The 18,912-nt window shown below is 72.6% G+C and carries 20 protein-coding genes; 10 read left to right on the top strand and 10 right to left on the bottom strand.

The window, feature by feature from the left end; translation table 11 throughout:
- The first annotated feature begins 1 nt into the window (after position 1).
- A complete protein-coding gene (fusA, locus tag NX801_RS16340) occupies positions 2-2,128 on the top strand; it encodes an elongation factor G (protein ID WP_258788442.1) in 2,127 nt (708 codons plus the stop codon).
- Between the two features lie 147 nt (positions 2,129-2,275).
- Positions 2,276-3,469 carry an elongation factor Tu gene (gene tuf, locus NX801_RS16335; protein WP_258788441.1) on the top strand — a complete coding sequence of 398 codons (1,194 nt, stop codon included), beginning with the start codon at positions 2,276-2,278 and terminating at the stop codon, positions 3,467-3,469.
- A gap of 196 nt (positions 3,470-3,665) precedes the next feature.
- On the opposite strand, the gene NX801_RS16330 is transcribed toward tuf, so the two are convergent.
- The 5 genes from NX801_RS16330 to NX801_RS16310 all read right to left on the bottom strand — a co-directional run bounded on the left by NX801_RS16330 (position 3,666) and on the right by NX801_RS16310 (position 6,933).
- Complete coding sequence (locus tag NX801_RS16330; protein ID WP_258788440.1) at positions 3,666-4,580, bottom strand: hypothetical protein; 915 nt, start codon at positions 4,578-4,580, stop codon at positions 3,666-3,668.
- Positions 4,581-4,649: 69 nt separating this feature from the next.
- Positions 4,650-4,922 carry a hypothetical protein gene (locus NX801_RS16325; RefSeq protein ID WP_258788439.1) on the bottom strand — a complete coding sequence of 91 codons (273 nt, stop codon included), beginning with the start codon at positions 4,920-4,922 and terminating at the stop codon, positions 4,650-4,652.
- Positions 4,898-5,080 (bottom strand): hypothetical protein, encoded by a 183-nt coding sequence (locus NX801_RS16320; RefSeq protein ID WP_258788438.1) that lies wholly within the window; start codon positions 5,078-5,080, stop codon positions 4,898-4,900. The genes NX801_RS16325 and NX801_RS16320 overlap by 25 nt, the downstream gene beginning before the upstream one ends.
- On the bottom strand, positions 5,061-6,137 hold the full coding sequence (locus NX801_RS16315; RefSeq protein ID WP_428986158.1) for a helix-turn-helix domain-containing protein: 1,077 nt from the start codon (positions 6,135-6,137) through the stop codon (positions 5,061-5,063). Before NX801_RS16315 ends, NX801_RS16320 begins: the two co-directional genes overlap by 20 nt.
- A gap of 232 nt (positions 6,138-6,369) precedes the next feature.
- Complete coding sequence (locus NX801_RS16310) at positions 6,370-6,933, bottom strand: ATP-binding protein (RefSeq protein WP_258788436.1); 564 nt, start codon at positions 6,931-6,933, stop codon at positions 6,370-6,372.
- Positions 6,934-7,110: 177 nt separating this feature from the next.
- On the opposite strand from NX801_RS16310, the gene NX801_RS16305 reads away from it, so the two are divergent.
- Positions 7,111-8,001 carry a helix-turn-helix domain-containing protein gene (locus NX801_RS16305; protein WP_258788435.1) on the top strand — a complete coding sequence of 297 codons (891 nt, stop codon included), beginning with the start codon at positions 7,111-7,113 and terminating at the stop codon, positions 7,999-8,001.
- On the top strand, positions 7,998-8,207 hold the full coding sequence (locus NX801_RS16300; RefSeq protein ID WP_258788434.1) for a DUF397 domain-containing protein: 210 nt from the start codon (positions 7,998-8,000) through the stop codon (positions 8,205-8,207). Before NX801_RS16305 ends, NX801_RS16300 begins: the two co-directional genes overlap by 4 nt.
- 90 nt (positions 8,208-8,297) lie before the next feature.
- On the opposite strand, the gene NX801_RS16295 is transcribed toward NX801_RS16300, so the two are convergent.
- Positions 8,298-8,840, bottom strand: a complete 543-nt coding sequence (locus NX801_RS16295) for a hypothetical protein (protein WP_258788433.1) — start codon at positions 8,838-8,840, stop codon at positions 8,298-8,300.
- Positions 8,841-9,085: 245 nt separating this feature from the next.
- On the opposite strand from NX801_RS16295, the gene NX801_RS16290 reads away from it, so the two are divergent.
- The 3 genes from NX801_RS16290 (at position 9,086) to NX801_RS16280 (ending at position 11,452) form a co-directional block, all read left to right on the top strand.
- Positions 9,086-10,072: a hypothetical protein gene (locus tag NX801_RS16290; RefSeq protein WP_258788432.1), complete on the top strand. Its 987-nt coding sequence runs from the start codon at positions 9,086-9,088 to the stop codon at positions 10,070-10,072.
- Between the two features lie 204 nt (positions 10,073-10,276).
- Positions 10,277-10,876, top strand: a complete 600-nt coding sequence (locus tag NX801_RS16285; protein ID WP_258788431.1) for an HAD family acid phosphatase — start codon at positions 10,277-10,279, stop codon at positions 10,874-10,876.
- 153 nt (positions 10,877-11,029) lie between these two features.
- Positions 11,030-11,452: a hypothetical protein gene (locus NX801_RS16280; protein WP_258788430.1), complete on the top strand. Its 423-nt coding sequence runs from the start codon at positions 11,030-11,032 to the stop codon at positions 11,450-11,452.
- Here NX801_RS16280 and NX801_RS16275 read toward each other — a convergent pair.
- The 4 genes from NX801_RS16275 to NX801_RS16260 all read right to left on the bottom strand — a co-directional run bounded on the left by NX801_RS16275 (position 11,434) and on the right by NX801_RS16260 (position 15,450).
- Complete coding sequence (locus NX801_RS16275) at positions 11,434-12,630, bottom strand: PP2C family protein-serine/threonine phosphatase (protein ID WP_258788429.1); 1,197 nt, start codon at positions 12,628-12,630, stop codon at positions 11,434-11,436. The two genes, NX801_RS16280 and NX801_RS16275, sit on opposite strands and share 19 nt — an antisense overlap.
- A 198-nt stretch (positions 12,631-12,828) precedes the next feature.
- Entirely contained in the window at positions 12,829-13,071 is a 243-nt protein-coding gene (locus NX801_RS16270; RefSeq protein WP_258788428.1) for a hypothetical protein, read from the bottom strand.
- 18 nt (positions 13,072-13,089) lie between these two features.
- Positions 13,090-13,374 carry a hypothetical protein gene (locus NX801_RS16265; RefSeq protein ID WP_258788427.1) on the bottom strand — a complete coding sequence of 95 codons (285 nt, stop codon included), beginning with the start codon at positions 13,372-13,374 and terminating at the stop codon, positions 13,090-13,092.
- A 168-nt stretch (positions 13,375-13,542) separates the two neighbouring features.
- Positions 13,543-15,450, bottom strand: coding sequence for a PIG-L family deacetylase (locus tag NX801_RS16260; protein WP_258788476.1), 1,908 nt, complete (start codon positions 15,448-15,450; stop codon positions 13,543-13,545).
- A 781-nt stretch (positions 15,451-16,231) separates the two neighbouring features.
- On the opposite strand from NX801_RS16260, the gene NX801_RS16255 reads away from it, so the two are divergent.
- From NX801_RS16255 to NX801_RS16245, 3 genes are all read left to right on the top strand, one after another.
- On the top strand, positions 16,232-17,083 hold the full coding sequence (locus NX801_RS16255; protein WP_258788426.1) for a YhjD/YihY/BrkB family envelope integrity protein: 852 nt from the start codon (positions 16,232-16,234) through the stop codon (positions 17,081-17,083).
- Between the two features lie 177 nt (positions 17,084-17,260).
- Positions 17,261-17,887 (top strand): TetR/AcrR family transcriptional regulator, encoded by a 627-nt coding sequence (locus tag NX801_RS16250; RefSeq protein WP_258788425.1) that lies wholly within the window; start codon positions 17,261-17,263, stop codon positions 17,885-17,887.
- The gene (locus NX801_RS16245; RefSeq protein ID WP_258788424.1) at positions 17,884-18,906 is read left to right on the top strand and encodes an alpha/beta fold hydrolase; all 1,023 of its coding nucleotides are present in this window, start codon (positions 17,884-17,886) and stop codon (positions 18,904-18,906) included. Before NX801_RS16250 ends, NX801_RS16245 begins: the two co-directional genes overlap by 4 nt.
- Positions 18,907-18,912 lie beyond the last annotated feature (6 nt).

The following is an 18,912-nucleotide window of genomic DNA, read 5'->3' as shown; positions in this document are numbered from 1 at the left end:
TATGGCTACCACTTCGCTTGACCTGGCCAAGGTCCGCAACATCGGGATCATGGCCCACATCGACGCGGGCAAGACGACCACCACCGAGCGGATCCTGTTCTACACCGGTGTCTCGTACAAGATCGGTGAAGTCCACGACGGCGCTGCCACCATGGACTGGATGGAGCAGGAGCAGGAGCGCGGCATCACGATCACGTCTGCCGCGACGACCTGCCACTGGCCGCTGGAAGACGTTGACCACACCATCAACATCATCGACACCCCGGGGCACGTCGACTTCACCGTCGAGGTGGAGCGTTCGCTCCGCGTGCTCGACGGTGCCGTGACGGTGTTCGACGGCGTCGCCGGTGTTGAGCCGCAGTCCGAGACCGTCTGGCGTCAGGCGGACCGCTACGGCGTTCCGCGTATCTGCTTCGTCAACAAGCTCGACCGCACCGGCGCCGAGTTCCACCGCTGCGTCGACATGATCGTGGACCGCCTGGGCGCGACCCCGATCGTCATGCAGCTGCCGATCGGTGCCGAGGCCGACTTCAAGGGCGTCATCGACCTCGTCCGCATGAAGGCCCTGGTGTGGTCCGCCGAGGCCACCAAGGGCGAGATGTACGACACCGTCGACATCCCGGCCACGCACACCGAGGCCGCCGACGAGTGGCGCGGCAAGCTGCTGGAGACGGTGGCGGAGAACGACGAAGAGATCATGGAGCTGTACCTCGAGGGCCAGGAGCCTTCCGAGGAGCAGCTGTACGCCGCGATCCGTCGTATCACCATCGCCTCCGGCAAGGGCGGCGAGACCACGGTCACCCCGGTGTTCTGCGGTACCGCGTTCAAGAACAAGGGCGTCCAGCCCCTGCTCGACGCGGTCGTGCGCTACCTCCCCTCCCCGCTCGACGTCGAGGCCATCGAGGGCCACGACGTCAAGGACGCGGAGCAGGTCGTCAAGCGCAAGCCGTCCGACACCGAGCCGCTGTCGGCCCTCGCGTTCAAGATCGCGAGCGACCCGCACCTCGGCAAGCTCACCTTCATCCGGGTCTACTCGGGTCGCCTGGACGCCGGCACCGCGGTGCTGAACTCCGTCAAGGGCAAGAAGGAGCGCATCGGCAAGATCTACCGCATGCACGCCAACAAGCGTGAGGAGATCGACTCGGTGGGCGCCGGCGACATCGTCGCCGTCATGGGCCTGAAGCAGACCACCACCGGTGAGACGCTGTGCGACGACAAGAACCCGGTCATCCTGGAGTCCATGGACTTCCCGGCGCCGGTGATCCAGGTCGCCATCGAGCCCAAGTCCAAGGGTGACCAGGAGAAGCTGGGTGTCGCCATCCAGCGTCTCGCGGAGGAGGACCCCTCCTTCCAGGTTCACTCGGACGAGGAGACCGGCCAGACCATCATCGGTGGTATGGGCGAGCTCCACCTCGACGTCCTCGTCGACCGCATGCGGCGCGAGTTCAAGGTCGAGGCGAACGTCGGCAAGCCGCAGGTCGCGTACCGCGAGACGATCCGCAAGGCCGTCGAGCGCGTGGACTACACCCACAAGAAGCAGACCGGTGGTACCGGTCAGTTCGCCAAGGTGCAGATCGCGATCGAGCCGATCGAGGGCGGCGACGCCTCGTACGAGTTCGTGAACAAGGTCACCGGTGGCCGCATCCCCAAGGAGTACATCCCCTCGGTGGACGCGGGTGCGCAGGAGGCCATGCAGTTCGGCATCCTGGCCGGCTACGAGATGACGGGCGTCCGCGTCACGCTTCTCGACGGTGCCTACCACGAGGTCGACTCCTCCGAGCTCGCCTTCAAGATCGCCGGTTCGCAGGCGTTCAAGGAGGCCGCGCGGAAGGCTTCGCCGGTCATCCTCGAGCCGATGATGTCGGTCGAGGTCACCACGCCCGAGGACTACATGGGCGAGGTCATCGGTGACATCAACTCCCGCCGTGGCCAGATCCAGGCCATGGAGGAGCGCAGCGGCGCCCGCGTCGTGAAGGGCCTCGTGCCGCTCTCGGAGATGTTCGGCTACGTCGGAGACCTCCGCAGCAAGACCTCGGGTCGCGCAAGCTACTCGATGCAGTTCGACTCCTACGCCGAGGTTCCGCGGAACGTCGCCGAGGAGATCATCGCGAAGGCCAAGGGCGAGTAACTCACCCGAGTTCACGCTTTAGGCTTGATACCAGCCGCCGGGGCCCGGCCCCACCCGAGGCAGGGGTCCCCGGCGGCTGGCACCCCAGCAAAGATCACCTGGCGCCGATGAGTAAGGCGTACAGAACCACTCCACAGGAGGACCCCAGTGGCGAAGGCGAAGTTCGAGCGGACTAAGCCGCACGTCAACATCGGCACCATCGGTCACATCGACCACGGTAAGACGACCCTCACGGCCGCCATTACCAAGGTGCTGCACGACGCGTACCCCGAGCTGAACGAGGCCTCGGCGTTCGACCAGATCGACAAGGCTCCCGAGGAGCGCCAGCGCGGTATCACCATCTCCATCGCGCACGTCGAGTACCAGACCGAGTCGCGTCACTACGCCCACGTCGACTGCCCCGGTCACGCGGACTACATCAAGAACATGATCACCGGTGCGGCGCAGATGGACGGCGCCATCCTGGTGGTCGCCGCCACCGACGGCCCGATGCCGCAGACCAAGGAGCACGTGCTCCTGGCCCGCCAGGTCGGCGTTCCGTACATCGTCGTCGCCCTGAACAAGGCCGACATGGTGGACGACGAGGAGATCCTGGAGCTCGTCGAGCTCGAGGTGCGCGAGCTCCTCACCGAGTACGAGTTCCCGGGCGACGACGTTCCGGTCGTCCAGGTCTCGGCGCTCAAGGCGCTCGAGGGCGACAAGGAGTGGGGCGAGAAGCTCCTCGGCCTCATGAAGGCCGTGGACGAGTCCATCCCGCAGCCCGAGCGTGACGTCGACAAGCCGTTCCTGATGCCGATCGAGGACGTCTTCACCATCACCGGTCGCGGTACGGTCGTCACCGGCCGTATCGAGCGTGGTGTCCTCAAGGTCAACGAGACCGTCGACATCATCGGCATCAAGACCGAGAAGACCACCACCACGGTCACCGGCATCGAGATGTTCCGCAAGCTGCTCGACGAGGGCCAGGCCGGTGAGAACGTCGGTCTGCTCCTCCGTGGCATCAAGCGCGAGGACGTCGAGCGCGGCCAGGTCATCATCAAGCCGGGCTCGGTCACCCCGCACACCGAGTTCGAGGCCCAGGCCTACATCCTGTCGAAGGACGAGGGTGGCCGTCACACCCCGTTCTTCAACAACTACCGCCCGCAGTTCTACTTCCGTACCACGGACGTGACCGGCGTCGTGACCCTCCCCGAGGGCACCGAGATGGTCATGCCGGGCGACAACACCACCATGTCGGTCCAGCTGATCCAGCCGGTCGCCATGGAGGAGGGCCTGAAGTTCGCCATCCGTGAGGGTGGCCGCACCGTCGGCGCCGGCCAGGTCACCAAGATCAACAAGTAAGCTTGTCGGTCTGACCTGGTAGCTCCCCGGAGCAACCCAAGAGCCCCCGCCCCCGGATTCGTCCGGGTGGCGGGGGCTCTTGCGTGTGCGGAGCGCGAGGCGCGCGGGACGGGCGCCCGGTGCGGGCCCCGGGCAGCGCGCGGGGTGGCCCCGGAGGTTCGGGGGCTCGCGCGCGGGACGGCGGGACCCGGTGGGCTCACTCCTCGCCGGCGAAGATCTCCTCGGCGGTGGTCGCGTTGGCCGCCCGCGCCAACCACTGCTGGAGAGTGTCGTGGTCGCGGCAGGCAATGACCCGCTCCCGGAGGGCCTCCGGGACGTCGATGCCGCGTGCCTTGAGGACGTTCAGGACGCTGAGCGCTACGCCTTGCTCGCGGCCCTCCGCAAGACCTTTCTCATGGCCTTCGTCACGGCCTTCGTCGCGGATCCCCTCCGCGAGGGGAGAGGTGTAGAAGGAAAGATCCACGGTCACCAGGTCCCTCCAATGCTGACCGGCCGGGCGGGTGCCCAGCCCCTGTGAAGTGAGTTCGATGAGCGGGTTGGCAATGTCTTCGGGGGTGTCCCGCAGAGCGGTGGACAGCGCTTTGAGTATGGCACCGAAGCCCTGGTCCTTCGCGTGGGCGATGGCCGCCAGCGAGGCGAGCACCGGGTCGGCCAGCGCCTCCTCCGGATCGGTGATCACCGGCAGGTTGTGCGGCCCGACCACCAGCGGGCGCAGGGTGAGCAGGTCCGGTTGCAGCAGCCCGACCGGCGTGGGGCAGTGCGCCGCCCACTCGGCCGTGGCCCGGTCCTGGCACACGACCAGGAAGATCAGCGGCAGCTCGTACTTCTCATAGAGATGGGTCACGTAGTTGGCCCAGCCGGTGGGCTTCCGCGGGTCCTTCTTGCCCTGGGCCTCGACGGCCAGCAGGAAGCTCCCGCCCGTCTCGGACTCGCAGCGCATCAGCGTGTCGATCCGGCGCTCAAGGGGGCGCAGCTCCGTCAGGTCCGTCGGCAGCGGGGTCGCGGAGGCCGTCCGGGGCGCCGGCAGCTGGAGCGCGCCGCACACGCCGTCCACCAGCTTGGGGAACTCCTGGAAGATCCGGTGCATCGCTTCATGGGGTGAGCCGACCATGCGGACTCCTTCGGGCGGGTCGGGTGGGGAGGCCGGCGGGTGCCGGGTTCCGTGGATGTGACCGGTCGCTCACTGGGGGGCGCCCGGGCCCTCGGGCGGGGCGGACGGCTCGGCGGGCGACGCTGGAGCGGGCGCGATCGCCCGGCTGGTGGAGGAGGGCCGAGGGCTGTGCGGCGGCTTTCCGGTCGCGAGGGCGGGTGCCTTCTCCTCTGCCGGGAAGACGACGGCGACCCTGAGCCACTTCTCCAGCTCTTCGGCGTCGCGGCAGGCGGAGATGTGCCGGAGGAGCGCGTCCGGCAGGACCACCTCACGTGCCTTCAGGACGATTTGGATCGATTCCACACACCCTCGGCGTAGGCCTCGACGCACCAGGCCGGGTAGTGATCGGCGCGGCCCTCCTTGTACGCCCGGACGAAGTCCTTGGCGATGTCCCTGACCAGTTGGCGCCCGAGGGGGCTGAGGGACGCGCGGGCGTCGGGTTCACGGGGTGAGCTGGTCATGCGGGCTCCTCGGTTCGGGCGGTTCGGGTGGTTCGGGGTGCTCGGGCGGGCAGGCGCGGCAGCGGCCGGGGGCCGGGGCGCGGAAGGCGCGGTCGCAGCCGTCGCAGGTCTGGATCGGGTCCGGCCGGGCGGCCGGGGGTGGCCGGAAGGCAGGCGCCGGGGGGAGCTGGGCGGTCAGCCGGTGGGCCAGCAGGGCGGCCGGGTAGCGCATCGCCCCGGGCAGTTCGGCCGTCAGGGCGTGCCGTACCGCCTCGGGCGCCACGTCCCGCTCCAGCCAGGCCGCCACCCCCGGGGCCAGCCGATCGGTGTCCCGCGCCGACAGCAACAGCCGGGGGTCCGCCCGGTGCAGCCCGGCCAGCAGTCCCGCCGCCGCCCGGAGCAGCTCGGGCGCCGGGAACCCGGGCCGGGGCACGGCGAGCGGAGCCACCGGTCGACGCGTCCGCCGGCCGGGCTTCGGCGGTACGGCTCCGAGGGGCGGCCCGCACTCCCACTCCGGCCCGGGCGGCGCGGGGTCGGCGCCACGCCCCGGCGGCGCGGGAACAGACCCCACCTCGGGCTCGGCCGGGTCGGTTCCCCGGGCCCCGGGCTCGGCCGGGACGGATGCCCGGGGCTCGGGCTCGGCCGGGGTGGACGCCCGAAGCTCGGGCTCGGCCCCCACCTCGGGCCAGGTCCCGGGCCCCGTCTCGGGCTCGGCCGGGGCGGAAGCTCGGCCCCCAGGCTCGGGAGCCGAAGCGGGCTCCGGCCCGGGGGTCCGGGGGAGCCGGGTGCCCGGCTGGTTGCAGGAGACCGTCCGGGTGACCACCCGGCCCCGGGCGTCCCGCACCCGCTCCCGGCGCAGGTAGCCGTGGGCCTCCAGCTCTCGGAGCCCGGCGGCGATCCGGTCGGTGCCCTCGGGGAAGCGTCCGGCCAGCGATCTGATGTCCACCGGCGTACCGGTCGGCAGCGACTGGATGTGCACCGACAGCCCGATGGCCAGCAGCGACAACCGGGCGTGCTGGGCCAGGTGGTTGCCGATGACGGTGAACCGGGTGGTGTGCCGGGTGTTCTGGTGCGTCACCCCGGAGGGCCGACGGCGGCGGTCCGTACGGCGCGAGTCACCGGCAACGCCGGACAACGCGCGCACGGGAGCGCTAAGGTGCTGAACATCCATCGGGAAGGTTTTGGCTTCCTGGGTGGTCAGGCCCTCGCAGTGGGATGGCAGTCCCCGCGAGGGCCGACGTATGTCTGGGGCACGCCGGGGGTGACGTGTCGCGGCGAGCGTAGGACACCCAACCCGGCGCCGCGCCAGCTCAGTTGCCCAAGTTCACTCGACGGAGTGAGCCCACCGTCCGGGCGGGAGGGGCGGGGCTGAGCTGGGTTTCTTCTCGCTCGTTCCTTTCCCCGGAGGGACCGCCGGGCCCGCCGCGACCCGGTTCACCGGAACCCGGAAACCCGGTCTCCGGTGCGAGATCCAGCTCGGCCCACACCGTCTTGCGCGGCACCGGCTCGGACGCCGCGCCCCACCGGCTCGCCAGCGCGTCCACCAGCAGCAGTCCGCGCCCGGACTCCGAGTCGAACACCGGCCGGCCGGGCCGGGTGCCCGGCAACCGTTCGGCACGGGTGTCGGTCACCTCGATCCGCAGCACCCGGCCGTCACCGGGCACCTTCAGCGCGAGCCGGAAGTCCCGTCCCGGCAGCCGTCCATGGGTGAAGGCGTTGGCGGCGAGCTCGGCCACGATCAGCGCCGCCGCCTCGACAGCGGCTTCCGGCACCTCCCAGGCGCCGAGCCGGGCGACGGCCAGCAGCCGGGCGGCCCGGGCGCCGTGCGGGGTGGGCGCGAGCTTTACATCGAAGTCGCGCTCTTCGGGGGGCATTTCAGAGGTGTTGTGGTTCACGTCACAAACTCTGAAGGCGTTGCACATTCGGCCGCCAGTGACTCCGGGGGTGCGTACGGTGACTGTCCGAGTTTTGTCCGACCCTGTCCGGGCTGTCGGGGGCCTCGGCGGGGGCAAGGTGGTTTCGGACTTGACGGCACGTCGGAGGTGGCGCGCGTGGCAGCGAACGAGGAACAGGACCCCAGCGGGTGGCAGCCCAACGAAGAGGCGGAGGACGGGTCTGGTTGGGAGGTAGACCCGAGCGATGAGAACGGTGCGGCTGTCGTCAGGGCGGTGGGCCGGCAGATCCGCTTGCACCGCAAGAGGGCGGGGATGAGCGGCGCCGAGCTGGGCCGCCGGACCGGGTACGGCGAGGCCATGATCTACAAGATGGAGACCGGCGTCCGCATCCCGCGTCCCGAGTTCCTCGATGCTGTGGACACGGTGCTGAACGCGGGTGGGCTCATCGCCGCCACCAAGGAGGACGTCGCGGAGGTCGGTTACCCGAAGGAAGTCCGCGAGCTGGCTCAGATGGAGAACAGGGCCGTCGACATCCTGACGTACGGCATCCACAACCTCCATGGGCTGCTCCAGATCGAGGAGTACATCCGGGAGCTGCTCAAGACCCGGCGCCCTGCCTATGTGGAGGAGCACCTGGAGCGGCGGGTGGCGGCTCGGCTGGCCCGGCAGAAGGTCTTCGAGCGCTCCCCGGCCCCCGAGATGAGCTTCATTCAGGAAGAGGTGACGCTCACCCGTCCGATCGGGGGCAGAATGGTGCTGCGGCGACAGCTCGAACATCTGCTGCATGTAGGGCGGTTGCCGCACGTGGAGATCCAGGTGATGCCGACCTCGTGCGGCGACCATCCGGGCACGGGCGGACGCATCGATATCCTGAAGTTCCCGGACGGGACGGGCGTTGGGCGGATGGACGACGAATTCGGCGGCCGTCCGGCCTCCGACCCTCGTCATCTGCGGCTGCTGGAGCTGCGCTATGGCATCATCCGGGGTCGGGCCCTGACTCCGGAGAAGTCCATGGCCTTCATCGAGCGACTGCTAGGAGAGAGATGATCCGCAAGACCTCTGCCGGGGTGTCCGACGGGCTCGTCTGGTTCAAGAGCAGCTACAGCAGCAGCAGCAACGGCGATTCCTGCGTCGAGGTCGCCTCCGCCCCCGCCGCCGTCCATGTCCGCGACTCCAAGGTCGCTCCGGGGCCCAGCCTCTCCGTCGCCCCCACCACCTGGGCGGACTTCGTCTCGTACGCCTCCACGCGCTGACCGGTTCCCGCTCCACTGGCGCCCTCCCTCGTCGCCCGAGGTGCGGGCGTCAGCGCCGTATGGGCGCGGAACACCGGCCGTACGACGGGGTCATTTGCTCCAGGTCCGGCGGCGCAGGACCTCGCGGGTGGCGCGGACCGGGACGGTGCCGGCGTGCCGGGCCAGGCCGTCGCGGAGGTCGGCCAGCGGGGGGTCGTCGCCGAGGGTGGGGGCCTGCCACTCGTGGCGCAGGTCGCTGTTGAGGTACACCCAGACCGCGCGGCGCTGGACGTGCCCGGACTTCCCGGGCTCCTCCGGGTTGAAGTGGTACGTCTCCAGGGTTCCGACGACGACCTCACGTATCTCCGTCCAGCCCGCCCGGAAGCGGCCGCAGCGCACCCCGGCCGGGTCCGCCCGCAGCACCGGCACGAAGAAGCCGCGCACCACGAGGAGCAGCCCCACCACGCCGAACGTCAGGCACAGCAGCGGCCAGGCCCAGAAGAAGATCACGCCGAACGGGTTCTCCATGTCCCACGGCGGCCACGCCCAGAACGACATGGTGCCCAGGCCCGCCGCCACCAGCCCGCCGAACAGCGCCGATCCCAGACTGTCGCCGTAGATCTCGTACGGGGCGCCCCGCGTTTCCTCTGCCATCGTTCCCCCTTGGCAGTCCCCCCGGTTCCAGCCCCATGTTGCCCGCCACCGCCCCCCGGGACACCGGCGGTTTCCGGCCGCCCGGTGGCCGGGGGGTCCGGTAGGCGGTGGATCCCCCGGAGCGGGTGCGGCGGCCGACGCCCGCCTTCACTCGCCCAGGCGTCCGGCCGCACCCCTGTGCCATACGCTGTCATGCCCATGGCGCCTTAGGGCATGGGCGCAGGGCACGGGACGCGGGAGATCCGATGGCGGGTACGACACCCCGGCGGGGCCCGGGGGCAGCCGGCGATCCGCTCGCGGAGGAACTGGCCCGGCTGCTGGAGCGGGGGCCGTTCGCGGACGCGCTGCGGACGGCCATCGCGGCCGGCGGGCTGAGCCTGGACCGGGTGCGGGACCGGCTGGCCCGGCGCGGCGCACCGCTGAGCGTCGCCACCCTGAGCTCCTGGCAGTCCGGGCGCCGCCGGCCCGAGCGCCCCGAATCCCTGCGGGCGCTGCGGCAGTTGGAAGCCGTACTCGGCCTGCCCGACAACGCCCTGCGCGCCCTGCTGGCCCCGGCCCGGCCGCGCGGGCGCCGCACCCTGGCCGACCGGATGCCGGCGACGGCCGATGTGTGGGCCACCCGGCCCGGGGCCGCCGCCCTGCTGGCACCCTTCGCCCCGTACTCGGACGCCGCGCTGCGCCGGCTGAGCGTGCACGACCGGATGATCGTCGGGCCCGACGGCCGCGCCCGCGAACTGCACGCCACGCTGGTGCTGCGCGCCGAGGAGGACGGGCCTGACCGGCTGGTCCTGCTGACCGACTGGGGCGACGGGCCGCGGCGGGGAGCCCCGGTCCCGGTGACCAACCCGCGCAACTGCCGCGTCGGCCGGGTCGTCCGGCACCCGGACTCCGGCCTGACCGCGGTGGAGCTGCTCTTCGAACGCGCCCTGCGCAGGGACGAGACCGTGCTCATCGCGTACGAGTCCGTCCGGCCGGACGCCCCGGACCGGACCTCCGCGCGCGGCGACCGGGTCTCCCGGTACTTCCGGGGCGTGGTGCGCGCCTATGTGCTGGAGGTCTGCTTCGATCCGGCCGCGCTCCCGGCCCGGTGCCGGCAGCTCACCACACGCATCGGTGAAGCGGAGCCGAAGGCTGTGCGAAATCTGGAGGCCGGCCCCTCCGGAACGGTGCACGCCATTGGTCTGGACTTCGGTCCCGGCAAATTCGGCATCTCCTGGCACATGGCGGAATAAAGCGGGTGCGCCGTGCCGTGCCGAACGCCGCTCTCCACCGGGCGCGCGTCAAATATGTGAACGGGTGCCGGGCGAACACTCCTCCAGGGGGCCGGATTTCGCTGCTAGCATCCAGACCGCAAACTCCATTGCAGCGCCCCGGAAATAGGGGCGCCCCCATCTGCTCTTTTCTCGGTTGCGAGAAAATGAATGGAGAGCGAACAAATGCATTCCCGTACGCGCCGGGCCGCCGCCGCGGTGGCCGGACTGCTCGCCCTCGGCCTGGCCGCCGCCCCCTCCGTCACCGCGGCTCCCCGCGCCACCGCGCCCACCCCTGGTGCCGCCGCCTCGCTGCCGAGCTACGAGACCTGGCAGCGGGACGTCCGCAAGGCCATGGACCCCGCGATCCCCTACCTCAAGGACCGGGTGGCGCAGGGCGGTTCGAAGCTGGCGATCGTCCTGGACATCGACAACACCTCGCTGGAGACCGAGTACCACCCGGGCGCTCCCAACAAGCCGGTGCTGGAGTTCGCCAAGGCGGCGGCCGGCAGCGGAGTCCCGATACTGATCGCCACCGCCCGCTCGGAGAGCGGCAAGTCGGCCGCGCTCTCCGCGCTGAAGAAGGCGGGCTATCCGGCGATCACCGAAATCTGCCTGAAGAAGAACGAAAGCCACGCGGTCGATGTGAAGATCCGCTGCCGCAAGCAGTTCGTCGCCGAGGGCTACACCCTCATCGCCAATGTCGGAAACCGGCCCGGCGACCTGGAGTACAAGAACTACGAGCGCGGATTCAAGCTCCCCGACTACGACGGCCAGCTTTCCTGACGCCGCCCTCAGTGGCGCGGTCACCCGCAGCGCTGTCGCCCGCCCCGGCCGGTCCTCCCCGACCGCCCGGGGCGGTCCCGGTCCCCGGCCCGCCGCCCGGGCAGGGAAGGCGCCGCCGGGAGGAACACCGCCACGGGCTGCGAGGCTTGGCCCATGCGGGTGGAGGTGCTGGAGGTGCTCCGGGGCACGGAGGACGAGAGCGGCGGCGGTGTCGGGGTCGTCTTCCGGAGCGCGGCCGGGCGGGCCTGGGCCCGGTGGTGCGGGGCGGAGGTGCCGGGGGCCGGGACAGTCGTCCATGGGGAGGTGGACGTCCCGGGGGAGGTGGCGGCCTGGAGGCCGGCGGAGGGGCCGGACCTTCTGGTGGCGGACGCGCCGGGGGCCGCCGTCCGGCTCCGGGGCACGGTGGACGGGGTGGGCGAGGACTCCGTGGTGGTGATCCGCCTCGGCGGCGCGATTCTGCTGGCGGAGTTCGCCGGGGGGACGGCGGGGGAGCGGGGCGACGAGGCGCTGCCCTCGGTGGGGGAGCGGGTGGAGTTCTCGGTGCCGGAGATCGGGCTCTATCCGGTCTCCGTCTGACCGGGCGCGTCGGCGGGGCGCGGGCCGTGCCAGTCGAGGCAGAGGGCGGTGGCGTCGTCCTCCAGGTGGTCCTGGGAGGCGTCGGACACGGCGGCGGTGAGGGTCCGTACCACCTCGCGAGGGTGCTCGGAGGCGGTGTCCCGGAGGAGGGCCGCCAGGTCGACCAGCTGGGCCCGGCGTTCCCGCATGCCGTCGGTGTAGAGGAGCAGCCGGTCGCCGGGGCACAGGTCGAGGTCCTGCACCTGGTACGGAGTCGGTCCGGGGACACCGAAGGGCAGGTTGACGGCGAGGCTCAACTCCTCCGTCCGGCCGTCCCGCATCAGCAGCGGCCAGGGGTGGCCCGCGTTGACCAGCTGGGCGCCGCTCCCGTCCAGGGCGATCCGGAGGAACTGGCCGGTGGCCAGGGCGTGGCCGCCGTGGTCCAGCAGGGCCTGGTGGACCTGGGTGGCCTGCTCGGCCAGGTCGCGGCCGGCGCGGCGGGCTCCCCGGGAGGCGTTGACCAGGAGGGTGGCCAGCAGGGCGGAGGCGGTGTCGTGGCCCATGGCGTCGGTGACGGACAGATGCAGGGTGTCGTGGTCCAGCGTGTAGTCGAAGGTGTCGCCACCGATGTCGTCGGCGGGCACCAGCGCGGCGGCCAGGGCGAATTCGGGTGCCTCGCAGCAGTGGGCCGAGGGCAGCAGGCCGCGCTGGATCTCGGCCCCCAGGCTCATGGAGGTGGTGCGCTGGCCCCAGTGGTAGAGGTCGGTGAAGCGGCCGTCGGTGACGAGGAGGTACGCCAGCGCGTGAGCGGTCTCCTGGACCTGCTCCAGGATCTCTTCGGTGACTTGGGGGAGGAAGAGCTCCAGGACGCCGATGGTGTCCCCCCGGTTGCTGACGGGTGCGATCACCCGCTGCCCGAGCCCGCCGTCCGGTGCCTGGACCAGCCGCTGGTGGCGGAGCACCTCGTCGTAGACGCTGCCGGCGAGGGGGATCTGATCGGCGCTGCGGCCCCGCTGGGACGCGACCTCCTCGCTCACCCGGACCATCCGCCGGCCGACGACGTCCGTGAACAGGAACGACACGACCTGCGCGCCGAACCGGTCCCGCAGATTGCGCGCGACCACGTCGAGGGAGGCCACCGGGGAAGCGGCCTCCGCCGCCGCGAGGACCTCGCCGAGCCCGAACCGTTCGTCCGCCATGCCGCCTCCTCCGCCGTGGCCTCACCGGTCCGGGTACTCCTTCCCTGGCACAGTCTTGCCGCCCCTCAGCCGGATCTGGATCGCCCGGATGGCTGAACCGGGTGCACCGGGGGCGCCGGGGGCGCGGATGTGCGGCGCTTACGCCCGGGCGCGGCCGGCCGGCGGCCCCGGGGGCAGGCAGCCGGGGCGCCGACGGTGCTACAGCGGATCGAGCGTGCGGATGTACACCCGTTCGAAGGGGAGAGCGATCACCAGCACGGTGATCACGGTGTGCTGGAGCACGAGCAGCCGTTTGACCGGGCCGTCCTCGGGGTGCTCCTCCGTGGTGCGGTACGGGTCCAGGCACACCTTGAGCAGCGCCTCGTCCAGCTCATGCCTCGCCTCGCCGGTGAGCGAGTCCCATACGGATTCGATCTGCGCGTCGTATCGGAGCTTGTACACACCGTGAGTGTGGCAGGGTCAGGCGGCCCCGCGGGCTCCGCCTTCGTTCATCCCGGGCGTGAGACGCCCGGTGCCGTCGATCCAGTCGCCGGGGGGCTCCTCGCCCCGCTGCGTGTGCTCGATGATCTCCCGGCTCCGCTCGTCGGCGTGCCGCATGTTCTTGGCGATGCGCTCCCAACGGGCGAAGACCGGCAGGATCTCGTGGGCCGGGACCCGGTTGATCTCACCGAGGAAGCGCTGGGCGAGGGTCGGGCTGCCGAGCGCGTCACAGATGCTTTCGATCGTCCACGGCGCGCTGCTCATGCCAGTCCTCCGACGGGAATCACGAATAGTGAATCCACGCTAACGCATCCGGAACCGCGCGGGCGGCGTGATTCAACGTCCCCCGTTGGTTTCCCTTCGCCGGCCGGGAAGCGCAGGCCCGGGCGGCCCGTCCGGGCCACCCCGGACGCTCCGGCCACCCCGGTCCGCTCAGCCCGCCACACCCCCGGCCGGGCGCCAGGTCCAGGGGTGGCCGTCGGCGCCGAGGCCGACGACGACGGCGCCGTCACGGGTGAGATGCAGCGCGGGGGCGCCGATCGGGACGGCGCCGTGGGCCCGGACGGCGGGGCGCTGGCCGGGCGCGGCCAGCACCACCCGGCCGCGCGGGTCCTGGCCCAGCACCAGCGGGCCCCGGGGCGTGCCGGTCGCGGTGAGGGCGCCGTACCCGTCGAGCGGGACCCGGGTCGGGGCGGCGCCGTCCAGCCGTACGGCGCGCAACTGCTTGCGGGCCGGCTCCCGGTAGAACAGCTCCAGGTCGCCGGAGGGGGTCGTGGTCACCGCCACCGGGTCGGCCGACAGCGGCAGGGCGGCGTCCGGCCGGTGGACCACCGGGCCGCCCGGTTCCGTCTGCGCCCAGTGGGCGATCGCCGTCCGGCCCGCCGCGAACAGCCGCACCCGGCCCAGCTTGTCGACGGCGGCCGTCAGCCCGTCCTGCACCTCGCCGCCGCCCAGGTCGGTCCAGTCGCCCCAGCTGCCGTCAGGCTCGCGGACCCGGGTGCTGACGGCCTTGTCGGCGTTGCGCACGAAGAGGTGCACCCGCCCGTCGCCGGCCGTCACCGCGACCGGCACACCCAGCCGCCGGCTCCGGTCGTCGCCGCGCTCCGGGCTGCCCAGGCCCTTCCAGACCGAGCCCTGGAGCACCACGATCTCCCGGTGGTTGGCGCCGCCGTGGCCGCCGAGTGCGGCGAACCGCAGCCCGAACAGCAGCCGGTCGCCGTCCTTCAGCACCGCCGAGCCCAGCGCCGGGGCCAGCGGGCCGCCGCCCAGGTCGGCCGGGTCGCCCCACTCGCCGCTGCCCGGCTTCGTCTCGGTCCACCGCACCGCGCGCAGCCCCAGCACCCCGTACGCGGTGAGCCGGCCGTCCGGCTCGGTGGCCACCACCGGGCGGGCACCCGGATGGCGGTAGTGGGTGGCGCGCACCCAGCCCTTCTTGTTGGTGAGCGGTCGCCGGCCGCCGACGCTGTAGTCGCCGCAGCCGCTCGGGTTGCCGCACTGCCAGTCCGGGGCGCCGCCGTACGGGACGAGCTGGGCGGCCTTCTCCCCGAGCACCTCCGGCGGGAGGTTCTTCGGCCAGTGGCGGTTGTAGTAGCCCCGGAACGCGGTGGCGGCGAAGCCGGGTATCGCGCCGCCACCCGCGCTGGCGTGCGCCACCCAGCGGGTCATCGCCGCCCAGCTGAACGAGGCCACGGCGGTGTGGTCGCCGTGGTCGGAGTAGCCGCGCTGCTCGGAGTCCTTCTTGCGGGTCTGCTCGTCGCTGTGCTGGATGTCCGGGTCCGGGTCCAGCGTGTGGACGACGGTCGGCCGGTACTGCTCCATCAGCCCGACCAGGACGTCGATCAGCTGGTCGTAGTCGTAGTCGTCCGCCCGGCGCACCGGCGAGTCGGCCGCGACGACGGTACGCAGCCCCAGCTGGCGGTCCTGCCAGAGACTGGGCACCGCCATATAGCGGCGGGGCATGTGCATGGCCAGGTTGAGGAAGATCAGCTCGACCCGGCGGCCGCCGTTGACCAGCGTGTTGATCTCGGCCCGGCGGTCCCCGCGCAGCGTCAGCACGCCCTTCTGCCACGCGGTGAACCGGTCGAGCCCCAGCATCTCCGCGTACGCCTGGCGCAGCCCCTGGTGCCGGGCGGAGGAGTACGCCGCCGGGTCGGCCTTCTCGTCGTCCCGGCCGGGTACGTGATTGCGGCCGTCGTGCTCGCCGGCGGTGACGTACACGGAGACCAGCGGGACCCCGGCGTCCAGCATCCGCCGGCCGTCCGGGTTCATGAAGTAGAGGTCGTCGTCGGGGTGGGCGGCGATCTGCATCAGCTGCGCCCGGCGGCTGCTGGTGATCGGCATCCCGGGCGCCGGGTCCGCGACCGGACCGGTGCGGCGCGGGGTCGGCACGGTGCAGCCGGTGAGCACCGCCGCGACGGCCGCCGCCAGCGCCCCGGCGGAGGCCAGCACCCCCCGCCGGCGCGGTCCGGAACCGGGCCCCCGGCGCTCCCCGGGACCGCTCCCGCCGCCCGGCGCGGTGCGCGGCCCGGGGAGCCCGGGTCCGCCGGCCGCTTCCCGGCGGGGCCCGGGCCCGGCGGCGGTGGCGGTGGCGGTGGCGGCCGGGCGCGGCTGGGCCGGGTGTCGCTGGTTCACTTGTTCCGCTCCGTCCGCATGCCGTGGCCCCGTGGTTCCCCCGCAGCGGACGACCCCGACTGCGTACCGACTCCGACTCCGACCCCCGCACCGAGGTGCGCTGAGGTGCGCTGAGGTGCGCGGACGGCATGGTCAGGGCCGCCCGCGATCTGACAGACGGATTATCGACAGTGCGGGTTGCCTGGCCGTCGCCCGGGGTTGCCCGGCCCGCCGCCGGGGGTTCACCCGACCGCGGCGTCCGGCGTACGCCAGGCCGTGAGGCAGGCGTACGGCAGACGCGCGACAGGCTCACGACAGGCCGTGCGCCCGGCGTACGACAGGCGGTGAGGCGGGCCGAGCGGCAGACGCACGGCAGGCCTACGACAGGCCGTGCGCCCGGCGTACGACAGGGGGTGAGGCGGGCCGTGCGGCACATCGCGCGGCAGGCCATTCGGGGGCTCCCCGGCGCTGCGCCACCGGGGAGCGGGCGGTGTCGGGTAAGCGAATACGCATGCCCGCGACACGGTGGTTCGGACGGCTGCACGCCGCTTTTCAGGGATCGGCCGCCGGGCGGGGGCTGCGGCGGGGCAACGAGATGGAGCTGATGCACCGGTCGATGGGGTTCGCCGCGCTCGGGCTGCTCACCCTCGTGCCGCTGCTCATCGTCGTCGCGGCGGCCGACCCGGGGAACGGCCAGGGGTTCGCCGCCTGGCTCACCGACGGACTCGGGGTCGAGAAGAGCTCGCAGGACGAGGTGGAACGGCTGTTCGCCCCACCGAACAAGGCGCTGGAGACCACCACCGGCTTCGGTATCGCCGCCGTCGCGATCTTCGGGTTGCCGTTCGGCGGGGTGGTGCAGACGGGGTACGAGAAGATCTGGGAGGTGCCGGCCGCCCGCTGGCACACCATGTGGCGCCACCTCGTCTGGCTGGCCGCCCTCATCGGCTATCTGCTGCTCTCCGCGCACATCGCCACCCGGCCGGTCAGCACCGGCGACCTGGCCTGGCGGGCGGCCGCCGCCGCGATCACCGCCGTCCTCTTCTTCTGGGGCTCCCAGTGGCTGCTGCTGGGCGGCCGGCTGCCCTGGTCGGCGCTGCTGCCGGGGGCGGTGGCGACGGTGATCGGACTGGCCGGGCTGCGCGGCTTCTCCCGGCTGGTGTTCTCGCCGCTGATCGCCTCCAACGCGGTGTCGTACGGCGCCGTCGGCACCTTTCTGGTGGTGCAGTCCTGGCTGGTCGGCGTGGGCTTCGTGGTCTTCGGCGGGGCGCTGGTGGGGCGGCTGCTCTACGAGGAGCGCTGGCACCTGGCCCGTGGCGCCGCCCGTCTCCGCCGCGCCGCGAGCCGCCGGCTGCGGAGGCGCTGAAGTGCTCGGGGAAGCGCCGAAGCCCCTTGCCGGCCCGGGCAACCGCTGAACGGGTAATTCGGTGGACGGCTTTCCCTAGGGGCTCTAGGTTTCTGCCTGGGGAAGTGAGGAACGAACTCCCGCGCCGGGGTGGCCGACCGCCCCTCCCCGGCCCCCACCCACCATCCGGAGGTACGCATGGCGCGCGCGGGCATCACCGTCGACCGGCTCACCCGGGCCGCCGCCGAACTGGCCGACCGGGAGGGTCTGGAGGCGGTCACGCTCTCCGCGCTCGCCCGGGGGTTCGGGGTCCGGGACGCCAGCCTGTACGCCCATGTGCGCAGCCTCCGCGAGCTGCGGGTCCGGGTGGCGCTGCTGGGCGCGGACGAGATGACCGACCGCATCGGTGTGGCGGTGGCGGGGCGCGCCGGACGGGACGCGCTGGTCGCGTTCGCGGACGCCTACCGGGCGTACGCCCTCGACCACCCCGGCCGGTACGCCGCCACCCAACTGCGGCTGGAGCCGGAGGAGGCCGAGGAGCTCGCGGACGCGCCCGGCTTCCGGCGGAGCGTCGAGCTGACGTACGGGATGCTGCGCGGCTACGGCCTCGCCGAACCCGATCTGACCGACGCCGGGCGGCTGCTGCGGAGCACCTTCCACGGCTACGTGGATCTGGAGCTCCGGGGCGCCTTCGGCCATCCCCGCGCGGTCGCGGACTCCTGGGCCCGGTCGCTCGGTGCCCTCCATCTGCTCCTGGAGAACTGGCCGCGGGCCCCGTCCGGGGAGCCCGCGCACCGGCCACCGCACGAACGGAAGAACCCATGACCACCACCCCCACGCCCCGCACCGGAACGCTCCGGGTGTCCGGCGCCACGCTGCACTACGAGTGGCGCGGCAGCGGTCCGGTGCTGCTGCTGATACCGGGCGGCGCCGCCGACGCCGGGGTCTACGACGCCATGGCGGACGCGCTCGCCACCCGGTACACGGTCGTCTCCTACGACCCGCGCCCGCTGTCCCGCAGCCGGCTGGACGGCCCGCTCACCGACCAGCGGGTGGCGGAGTGGAGCGACGACGTGCACCGGCTGCTCGCCCTGGTCTCGCCGGACGAGCCCGCGTACGTCTTCGGCAGCAGCTCGGGCGCGATCGTGGCGCTCGACCTGCTGGCCCGGCACCCGGACCGGCTGCGGCGGGTGGTCGCCCACGAGCCGCCGCTGGTGGAGGCGCTGGCCGACCCCGCGCCGTACCGCGCGCTCTTCGCCGAGGTCCGGGAGGTCTTCCGGGCCCGGGGCGCCGCCGCCGCGATGGCCCGATTCGCCGAGGCCACCGAGCCCGCGGCGGCAGCGGAAGCCCCGGAGGAGCCGGTGGCCACGGCGGAGCCGACGGCACCCGCCCCCGCCCGTGCGGCCGCTCCGGAACCGGCCGCCGCGACCGCCCCGGCACCCGCCCGTACGGCCGCCCCGGCACCGGCCCCCGCGACCGCCCCGGCACCCGCCCGTACGGCCGCCCTGGCCGAACTGCCGCCCGCCGTCCGCGCGATGGCCGAACGGATGCACGCCAACATGCCCGTGTTCCTGGACCGGATGCTGGTTCCGTTCACCTCGGTGGTCCCGGACACCGGGGCGCTGCGCCGGGCCGCCGGCCGGCTGGTCCTGGCGGTGGGCCGGGACTCCCGGGCGCAGGTGCCGCTGGCCGGTCCCGCACTGCGGCTGGCGGAGCTGCTGGGCGCCGGGCTCGTGGAGTTCCCGGGCGGCCATGTGGGCGCCGCTGAACACCCGGAGGCGTTCGCGGACCGGCTGCTCGCGGTCCTGGCCGACCCCGCCCCGGCCGCCCCGCACCCCGCCTGACCGGCC

It is taken from the genome of Streptomyces pyxinae, assembly GCF_024756275.1.
Classification (GTDB): Bacteria; Actinomycetota; Actinomycetes; order Streptomycetales; family Streptomycetaceae; genus Streptomyces; species Streptomyces pyxinae.
This window is presented reverse-complemented; position numbering and strand designations above follow the sequence as displayed.

What these genes read in the sequence shown, in the direction of transcription:
- NX801_RS16280 (WP_258788430.1), top strand. Translation starts at nt 11,030, where the DNA reads ATGCGGGTGGAGGTGCTGGAGGTGCTCCGGGGCACGGAGGACGAGAGC.
- NX801_RS16330 (WP_258788440.1), bottom strand. Translation starts at nt 4,580, where the DNA reads ATGGTCGGCTCACCCCATGAAGCGATGCACCGGATCTTCCAGGAGTTC.
- NX801_RS16290 (WP_258788432.1), top strand. Translation starts at nt 9,086, where the DNA reads ATGGCGGGTACGACACCCCGGCGGGGCCCGGGGGCAGCCGGCGATCCG.
- NX801_RS16320 (WP_258788438.1), bottom strand. Translation starts at nt 5,080, where the DNA reads ATGACCAGCTCACCCCGTGAACCCGACGCCCGCGCGTCCCTCAGCCCC.
- NX801_RS16255 (WP_258788426.1), top strand. Translation starts at nt 16,232, where the DNA reads ATGCCCGCGACACGGTGGTTCGGACGGCTGCACGCCGCTTTTCAGGGA.
- NX801_RS16250 (WP_258788425.1), top strand. Translation starts at nt 17,261, where the DNA reads ATGGCGCGCGCGGGCATCACCGTCGACCGGCTCACCCGGGCCGCCGCC.
- NX801_RS16275 (WP_258788429.1), bottom strand. Translation starts at nt 12,630, where the DNA reads ATGGCGGACGAACGGTTCGGGCTCGGCGAGGTCCTCGCGGCGGCGGAG.
- fusA (WP_258788442.1), top strand. Translation starts at nt 2, where the DNA reads ATGGCTACCACTTCGCTTGACCTGGCCAAGGTCCGCAACATCGGGATC.
- NX801_RS16265 (WP_258788427.1), bottom strand. Translation starts at nt 13,374, where the DNA reads ATGAGCAGCGCGCCGTGGACGATCGAAAGCATCTGTGACGCGCTCGGC.
- NX801_RS16285 (WP_258788431.1), top strand. Translation starts at nt 10,277, where the DNA reads ATGCATTCCCGTACGCGCCGGGCCGCCGCCGCGGTGGCCGGACTGCTC.
- NX801_RS16260 (WP_258788476.1), bottom strand. Translation starts at nt 15,450, where the DNA reads ATGCCGATCACCAGCAGCCGCCGGGCGCAGCTGATGCAGATCGCCGCC.
- NX801_RS16300 (WP_258788434.1), top strand. Translation starts at nt 7,998, where the DNA reads ATGATCCGCAAGACCTCTGCCGGGGTGTCCGACGGGCTCGTCTGGTTC.
- NX801_RS16245 (WP_258788424.1), top strand. Translation starts at nt 17,884, where the DNA reads ATGACCACCACCCCCACGCCCCGCACCGGAACGCTCCGGGTGTCCGGC.
- NX801_RS16310 (WP_258788436.1), bottom strand. Translation starts at nt 6,933, where the DNA reads ATGCCCCCCGAAGAGCGCGACTTCGATGTAAAGCTCGCGCCCACCCCG.
- NX801_RS16295 (WP_258788433.1), bottom strand. Translation starts at nt 8,840, where the DNA reads ATGGCAGAGGAAACGCGGGGCGCCCCGTACGAGATCTACGGCGACAGT.